We start from the raw sequence: 464 nt of genomic DNA on the forward strand, positions 1-464 counted from the left end.
ATCTACCACTGTCTCTACCAGATTCGATTGCTCAAACTGCAGCGCCGACAGGTTCACCGCCACTGACCAGTCCGTATGGCCCTGCAAATGCCACTGGCGCAACTGGCGACACGCTTCATTAATCACCCAATTGCCGATGTTGACAATCATCCCGGTTTTTTCCGCCATTGGCAGAAATTTGTCAGGCGATAACAGACCCCGCTTTGGATGTTCCCAGCGCAGCAGCGCTTCGAAACCAAGAAGCGGGCCGCGTGGCGCGCAATATTTTGGCTGATAGAACAGGCGTAGCTCATTGTTATCCAGCGCCTGCCAGAGATCATTGTTCAGCTGAAGCTGGCTCTGCGCCTGAATGTTCATTGAGGGCTGAAAAAAGGTGTAACCATTGCGGCCATTATTTTTGGTGTGATACATCGCCGCATCGGCGTTGAACATCAGTTCACGCTCATCCTCGCCATCGCCAGGAT

Annotated in this window: 1 protein-coding gene; it reads right to left on the reverse strand. The window is 52.8% G+C overall.

All coding sequences use genetic code 11. The features are described from left to right. Positions 1 to 464: GGDEF domain-containing phosphodiesterase (locus IB234_RS23815; protein WP_192322327.1), on the reverse strand; the 464-nt coding region annotated here is incomplete at both ends.

Origin of the sequence: Pseudomonas sp. PDM16, assembly GCF_014851865.1 — a bacterium.
In the GTDB taxonomy this organism is placed as follows: Bacteria; Pseudomonadota; Gammaproteobacteria; order Pseudomonadales; family Pseudomonadaceae; genus Aquipseudomonas.